Here is a 6,141-nt window from a genome sequence, read left to right on the forward strand (position 1 = left end):
GCTACTCGCCCTGCTCGCCGGGTACGACCTCGTCATACCGGGCCGCGCCCGCGGCAGCCCAGTCCCTGGTGATCCACCGCGCCCCGGGCGGCCCGACGACGCTGACGACGCCGGCGAGGCCGGCGACGAGCCGTTTGAGCCCGTGGAAGTGCGCCACCCGCAGGGTCCGGTGGACCGGGCCGTCCGCCGGGCCCGTGCCGGCACCCTGCGGCGCGAAATCGGCGAGGAGCGACACAGCAGCGGCCGGGAGCTCGACGACGACCTCGAGGTCGGAATCCGACCCCTGGAAGAGCGTGTCGGGAAGAGCCTCGGCGATGCGGTCATCGGTGGGCAGATCCGTGATCCGGAGGCCGCTCATCCGGTCCAGCCGGAATGTGCGCACGGCGCCGCGCAGGTGACACCAGCCGCGGAGGTACCAGTCCCGGTCGACGGACTCGATCCGCAGCGGATCGACGTGGCGCACCTCGTGTTCACCGCGCGAGCTGAGGTAGCCGAACTCGATCTGCACCCCGCCCGCGACCGCCGCCTTGATCAGAGCGATGGCCTCGCCGGGTTCGGTGCTGGAGACCACCACCTGGCTCGGGGTGGCCGACGCACTGCGGGTGAGCTTCGCCATCAGGGAAGCGATCGCCTCGATGTCCGCGTTTTCGGGCAGCGAAGACAGGTACTGCAGACCGGCGATCAGCGCAGCGGCCTCCCTCGCGGAGAATCGGGGAGAGTCGTCGATCGCGACCAGATGGGTGAGCACGATGGTGTCGTTGGTCTCGAATTCCTCCCAGTGGATGTCGAACAGGTCGCCGTGCAGGTACTGGCGGGTCTCCCCGGGGATCCCCGAGATCGCGATCAGGTTCACCGCGTCGCGCACCCGCTCCGGGGAGACCCCGAAGTGGGCGGCGACCGTGCTCACGCTGACGCTCTCGTGGTCCATCAGGTATGGGACGAGCGACAACAGGAAGGTGAGTTTGTCGGATGCCCCCAGGGCCGGTCCCGTGCTCATCTGGTGCCCTCCTCTGCCCGATCCGACGGCGCCGCGCCGGCCGGTGCCTGAGGGTCCGCGTGCGCGTCCCTGACCCTGACCAGCCGGGCGAGCACGGCGGCGCGTAGGGCCGGCGGCGACCGGACCAGCACCTCGGGACCGTAGCCGGCGAGTTCATCGGCGAGGATGTCGAGGTCGGTGTAGTGCAGGGCCACGGTCGATTCGCCCGGGGCCCGACCCTGTTCGACGGCCTGGCGTTTCGAGAGGCGCACGGCGGCGTCGCTGCCCGGTTCGACTGCGATTTCGGCCAGGTTGGCCCGCCACAGCGCGTCAAGCTCGGCGAGGGCCTCCTGGCCCTTTCCCGCGCCGCCGGGCACGAATGTCGCCCCCGGCACGCTGACCACCGGGCCGACGATGCGCGAGAGGAGGAAGGTGCGGGTCGCCTGGACGTCCTCGTCTGTGCCGAACAGGTGCCAGCGTCCTTCGTGGAGCACGACCGCTTGCGGGGCGACCCGGCGGCGCCGCGGCGTGCCCTCCCCCGGTTTCAGGTATTGGAACGCGACGATCTGTCCGCGGTCCATGGCCTTGCTCAGCGGTTCAAAGGATGCGTCCCGCACCCGCAGCGTGGGCGAGTAGCCGAGCACAGGGTCGGTCGAGTCGACGCCGAGCGAGTTGAGCTTGGTCAGCGCCCGGCGCGATTCTCCGGAGAGCGAGCCCTCGCGCCAGACCGTGGCGGCCAGCTTGAGCAGCATCAGCTCGTCGGCGGAGAAGCTCACGTCCGCCGGCAGCTCGTAGAGCCCCTTGGGGATCCGATAGCGCAGGTGGTGGTTGCTGCCGGGGTCGTCGGGTGGCTCCACCGTTTCGAGCGGGATTCCCAGCTCGCGGATGTCGTCCTTGTCGCGTTCGAACTGCCGTTCCAGGCTGGCGTTGTCCCCGCCGACGGCGTAGCGCTGACGGTAGCCCTGAACGGTGGAGAGGATCTCCGCCTTGGTCAGCCCGATCTCGGTGGCGATGAGCGCCAGAACGAGGCTGAACAGGCGTTCCTCGACCGAAACGCGGCCGGGCTTGTCGGGGATGGTGGACACGGTGCGAGTCTAGCGAACCGCCGCCGGCAGCTCCCGCTCAGCCGATCCCGAGGATGTCGGCCACGAAGATGAGCGTCGAACCGGCCGGGATGGAGGCCTGGGCGGCGTCGCCGTAGCCCTGGGCCGGAGGTATCACCGTGACAACCTGCGACCCGACGGTCTGGCCGATGAGCGCGTTCGCGAACCCGGGGATGATCCCGCCCTGGGTCTTGGAACCGTCCGCGGCGAGGAACTGCACCGGGCCGCCGTTGGCCCAGCTCGAGTCGAACACGGTCTTCTCGGCCCAGAGCACGCCCGTGTAGTGCACAGTCACGGTGTCGCCCTCGGCCACCTTCCGGCCGGAGCCCTTCTTGAGCACGCCGATCTGCTGCTTCTTCGGGGCGGCGCCGGACGGGACGGTGATGCCGGGCGTGCCGTCCGCCGCGAGCACGACGCCGGGCAGGCCGTTGGCGACGATCTGGTCCGCCCCGGTCGCACGCGGCAGGTAGGACTTGACCACGTCGATGACGAAGACCAGGCTGTCGTCCTTGGCGACGCCGATCTGCGCGTTGCCGCCCTGGGGTCCGAACGCGTCGTCGGGCGACACGACCACGGCGACCCGCGATCCGACCTGCGCGCACTGCAGGCCTTCGGCCAGGCCCTTGATCGTCTTGTCGTTCAGCACGAAGGTGGTGGCGCTGGACGCGTCGTACTTGCTCACGTCGATGACCTTGCCTGAGGTGCCGTTGTAGACGGAGAGCTCCAGCTTGACCTGCTGCCCGGTGACCAGGCCGTCCCCGGTGCCCGGGAGGATCTCCGTGCGCTGGGTCGTCTTGGACTTCAGCGGCGTCGGGAAGCTGACGGAGGGGGCGCTGCCTGCCGTGCCCGTGACCGTGACCAGCTTGGCGGCGGCGCCATCCGTGACCGGAGACTGGCAGGACACGGCGGCCGTTCCGGAGATGCTGCAACCACTGAGGACAGTCATCAGCAGCGCTGCGGTTGCGACGAGTGCAGGAGCTCTGCGCACGGGATCTCATTTCTGGGGGAAGTCCGGATGGTGCGGGGAATTGCGTAATGAATCGTGGCCGGAGCCAATCCTAACCGGCGTCGGGCCGGCCGGACTCCGGTTCGTCCCCGGCCAGGTTGCGCGCCTTGGAGAGGGCCGCACCGGTCTCGGCGATCCGGACCCTCTTGCGCATCACCTTGGGGCTGATGCTTCGTTCGCCGAGGGCGCCGGGCGTCCAGGCTTCCACGTCGGCATCGGAGAAGTCGGTTTTCGAGGGGCGGCGCTTGAGCTCGGGCAGGATGGTGTCCGGGGCGAGCCTCCTGGCCGTGATCAGGAAGCCGGTGTGGCCGATCATCCGGTGGTCTGGCCGCACGGCCAGCCCCTCGACGTGCCAGCCGCGCACCATGGTCTCGTGAGAGTCCGGGTTCGTGTACTGGCCGGTCGCCCGGATGGCTTCCGCCACTCGCGAGAGCTGGGTCACCGTTGCCACGTAACAGAGCAGCACTCCGCCGGGCTTGAGGGCGGCGGAGACGACCTCGAGGCACTCCCACGGGGCAAGCATGTCGAGCACGACCCGGTCGACGCCCTGGTCAGGCATCGTCTCGGGCAGGGTGTCCGCCAGGTCGCCGAGTGTGATCGACCAGTTCTCCGGGTCGGCGCCGAGGAACGTGGCCACGTTGTCCCTGGCGACATCGGCGAACTCCTCCCGGCGTTCGAACGAGGCCAGCCAACCAGCGGGGCCGATCGCCCGCAGCAGCCAGATCGAGAGCGCGCCGGAACCGACCCCCGCCTCGACGACGGTGGCGCCGGGAAAGATGTCGGCCTGCGCGAGGATCTGCGCCGCATCCTTCGGGTAGATGATCGCGGCTCCGCGCGGCATGGACATGACGAAGTCGATCAGGAGCGGGCGGAGGGCCAGGTGTTCGACACCGACGTTGTTGGTGACGACGGATCCGTCCGGAAGGCCGATGATGTCGTCGTGCGCGAGGATTCCCCGGTGCGTGTGGAAGACCTTGCCCGGCTCGAGGGTGATCGTGTTCAGTTTGTTCTTGGGGCCGGTCAACTGCACCCGGTCGCCGATCCTGAACGGTCCGCTGTTCTGGATGACCTGGTTGTCGCTCATGCGTTGCTTACGTCCTCGTTGTCGGCCGATTCGGAATCGGGCTGAATCGGTGTTCGTTCGGGGCGGTCGCGCCGCGCGCCGAAGACGGCGGTGAATCCTGCCAGGGTCCGCCCGGAGAGGGTCGGCCACAGATCGTAGTGGGCGCTCGCCGGGAGGGGGATCATGTGGGGCACGCCGATGACGACCGCGCCGGAGGCGACGGCAGCGGCGATTCCGGGGAGGGAGTCCTCGACGGCGATGCAGCGGTCCGGGTCGACGCCCAGATGCCCGGCCGCGGAGAGGTAGGCCTCGGGGTGCGGTTTGCTGTTGGTGACCATGTCCCCGGCGACGATCGTGTCGAAGGCGGCGAACCCGACCAGGTCGGCGACCTGGCGCGCCATCCGTTCGGTGGACATGGTGACGAGCGCCATCGGCACGCCGGCCCGCTTGAGCTCGGTGAGCAGAGGCAGGGCGCCCGGGCGCCACGGCGGGCCGAAGTCGCGCAGCAGTTCCTGGACCCGGTCGGTGAGCCGGTTGACGATCGCGTCAGCGTCCAGGGCCACCCCGCGGCCCTGGAGGATCGAGGCGGACCCCCACAGGCCGGAGCCGACGAGCAGCATGCCGTCGCTGTGCGTCCAGACGCCGCCGAAGGATTCGACAAGCTCGGTCTCTGCGCGCATCCAGTACGGCTCGGAGTCGACGATTGTCCCGTCCATGTCCCAGAGCACGGCCGCAGGCAGGAGGGTTTCGGGTCGGATCGGGTGCACGGAGTCCAAGTGTAGAGGGCACCGCCTATCCTTGACTGATGGTGCGCCGGGTGGCGCACCCCCGGGATCGAGGTTTCAGGCAGTGACAGACGGCAACGGATTCCTCAGTGAACGCCTCCTCGTGGTGGCGTTCGAGGGGTGGAACGACGCGGGCGAGGCGGCCACCGGCGCGGTGGGCACCCTGAAGGACCTGCTCGACGTGTCCCCCATCGCGGAGATCGACCCCGAGACCTACTTCGACTACCAGTTCAACCGTCCGACAATTTCCACCGGCGAAGACGGCATCCGAGTTCTCGAATGGCCGAGCGCGATCATGTACGGGCCGACCACCCCCGGTGAGTCAGCGGTGCCGCTGGCCGACGACGCCCAGCTGCGGGTGAGCGGCACGAACGCCGGGAACATCTACCTGCTCCTCGGCACGGAGCCCTCGCGCAGTTGGAAGAGCTTCGCGGCGGAGATCCTGGACGCCGCCCTCGCCGCGGACGTGGGCGGGATCGTCTTCCTCGGGGCGATGCTCGCGGATGTGCCCCACACGCGCCCGATCTCGATCTTCGTCTCCAGCGACAACCCGCAGGTTCGGGCCGAGCTGCAGATCGAGCGCAGCTCCTATGAGGGCCCGGTCGGCATCCTCAGCGTGCTCGCGATCGCCGCGGAGGCGGTGGGCATTCCCACCCTGTCGATCTGGGCATCCGTGCCGCACTACGTGCACAACGCTCCGTCGCCCAAGGCGATGCTGGCGCTGATCGACAAGCTCGAGGAGATCATCGACGTCGTCATCCCCCGCGGCGAGCTGGTGAATGAGGCCGCCGAGTGGCAGAGCGGAATCGATGTCCTCGCCGGCGAGGACGAGGAGATGGCCGCCTACATCGCCCAGCTGGAACAGGCCAGGGACACCGTCGATTCCCCGGAGGCCAGCGGCGAGGCGATCGCCCAGGAGTTCGAGAAATACCTCCGCAAACGCGGCGACGGCCGAGACGGCCGCACGGACGGCCGCGCAGACGGACGGCCCGGCCCCGACGGACCCCGTCAGCCCTGAGCCGGCCCGTCCACCGGCGCAGGCAGCGTCAGGCTAGAGCGCCACGCCGAGCAGCGCGTCAACGGCCAGCGCGACCGAGGCGGGATTGTCGACCGCTTCGGCGGCGGTGGCGTCGAGCGCGGCCAGCGCCCCCGGGGTGTCGAGGTCGGCGACCAGGGCGGCCCGGAGCGCGTCGATGACCGCGCGGGCC

At 69.6% G+C, this 6,141-nt stretch carries 6 protein-coding genes; 1 reads left to right on the top strand and 5 read right to left on the bottom strand.

Annotation, left to right across the window (positions count from 1 at the left end):
• Position 1 precedes the first annotated feature (1 nt).
• The 5 genes from E3T48_RS14975 to E3T48_RS14995 all read right to left on the bottom strand — a co-directional run bounded on the left by E3T48_RS14975 (position 2) and on the right by E3T48_RS14995 (position 4,915).
• Positions 2–997, bottom strand: a complete 996-nt coding sequence (locus E3T48_RS14975) for a helix-turn-helix transcriptional regulator (protein ID WP_134524831.1) — start codon at positions 995–997, stop codon at positions 2–4.
• Entirely contained in the window at positions 994–2,061 is a 1,068-nt protein-coding gene (locus E3T48_RS14980; protein ID WP_241986849.1) for a helix-turn-helix transcriptional regulator, read from the bottom strand. The genes E3T48_RS14975 and E3T48_RS14980 overlap by 4 nt, the downstream gene beginning before the upstream one ends.
• 37 nt (positions 2,062–2,098) lie before the next feature.
• The gene (locus E3T48_RS14985) at positions 2,099–3,067 is read right to left on the bottom strand and encodes an FKBP-type peptidyl-prolyl cis-trans isomerase (protein ID WP_134524832.1); all 969 of its coding nucleotides are present in this window, start codon (positions 3,065–3,067) and stop codon (positions 2,099–2,101) included.
• Positions 3,068–3,137: 70 nt separating this feature from the next.
• Complete coding sequence (locus E3T48_RS14990; protein WP_134524833.1) at positions 3,138–4,169, bottom strand: tRNA (adenine-N1)-methyltransferase; 1,032 nt, start codon at positions 4,167–4,169, stop codon at positions 3,138–3,140.
• Complete coding sequence (locus E3T48_RS14995; protein ID WP_255455842.1) at positions 4,166–4,915, bottom strand: HAD family hydrolase; 750 nt, start codon at positions 4,913–4,915, stop codon at positions 4,166–4,168. The genes E3T48_RS14990 and E3T48_RS14995 overlap by 4 nt, the downstream gene beginning before the upstream one ends.
• 82 nt (positions 4,916–4,997) lie before the next feature.
• Here E3T48_RS14995 and E3T48_RS15000 point away from each other — a divergent pair, with 82 nt between their 5' ends.
• Positions 4,998–5,951, top strand: coding sequence for a PAC2 family protein (locus tag E3T48_RS15000; protein ID WP_134524834.1), 954 nt, complete (start codon positions 4,998–5,000; stop codon positions 5,949–5,951).
• The last annotated feature ends 190 nt before the right edge of the window (positions 5,952–6,141 follow it).

The sequence above is a fragment of the Cryobacterium fucosi genome (assembly GCF_004403515.1).
Taxonomy (GTDB): domain Bacteria; phylum Actinomycetota; class Actinomycetes; order Actinomycetales; family Microbacteriaceae; genus Cryobacterium; species Cryobacterium fucosi.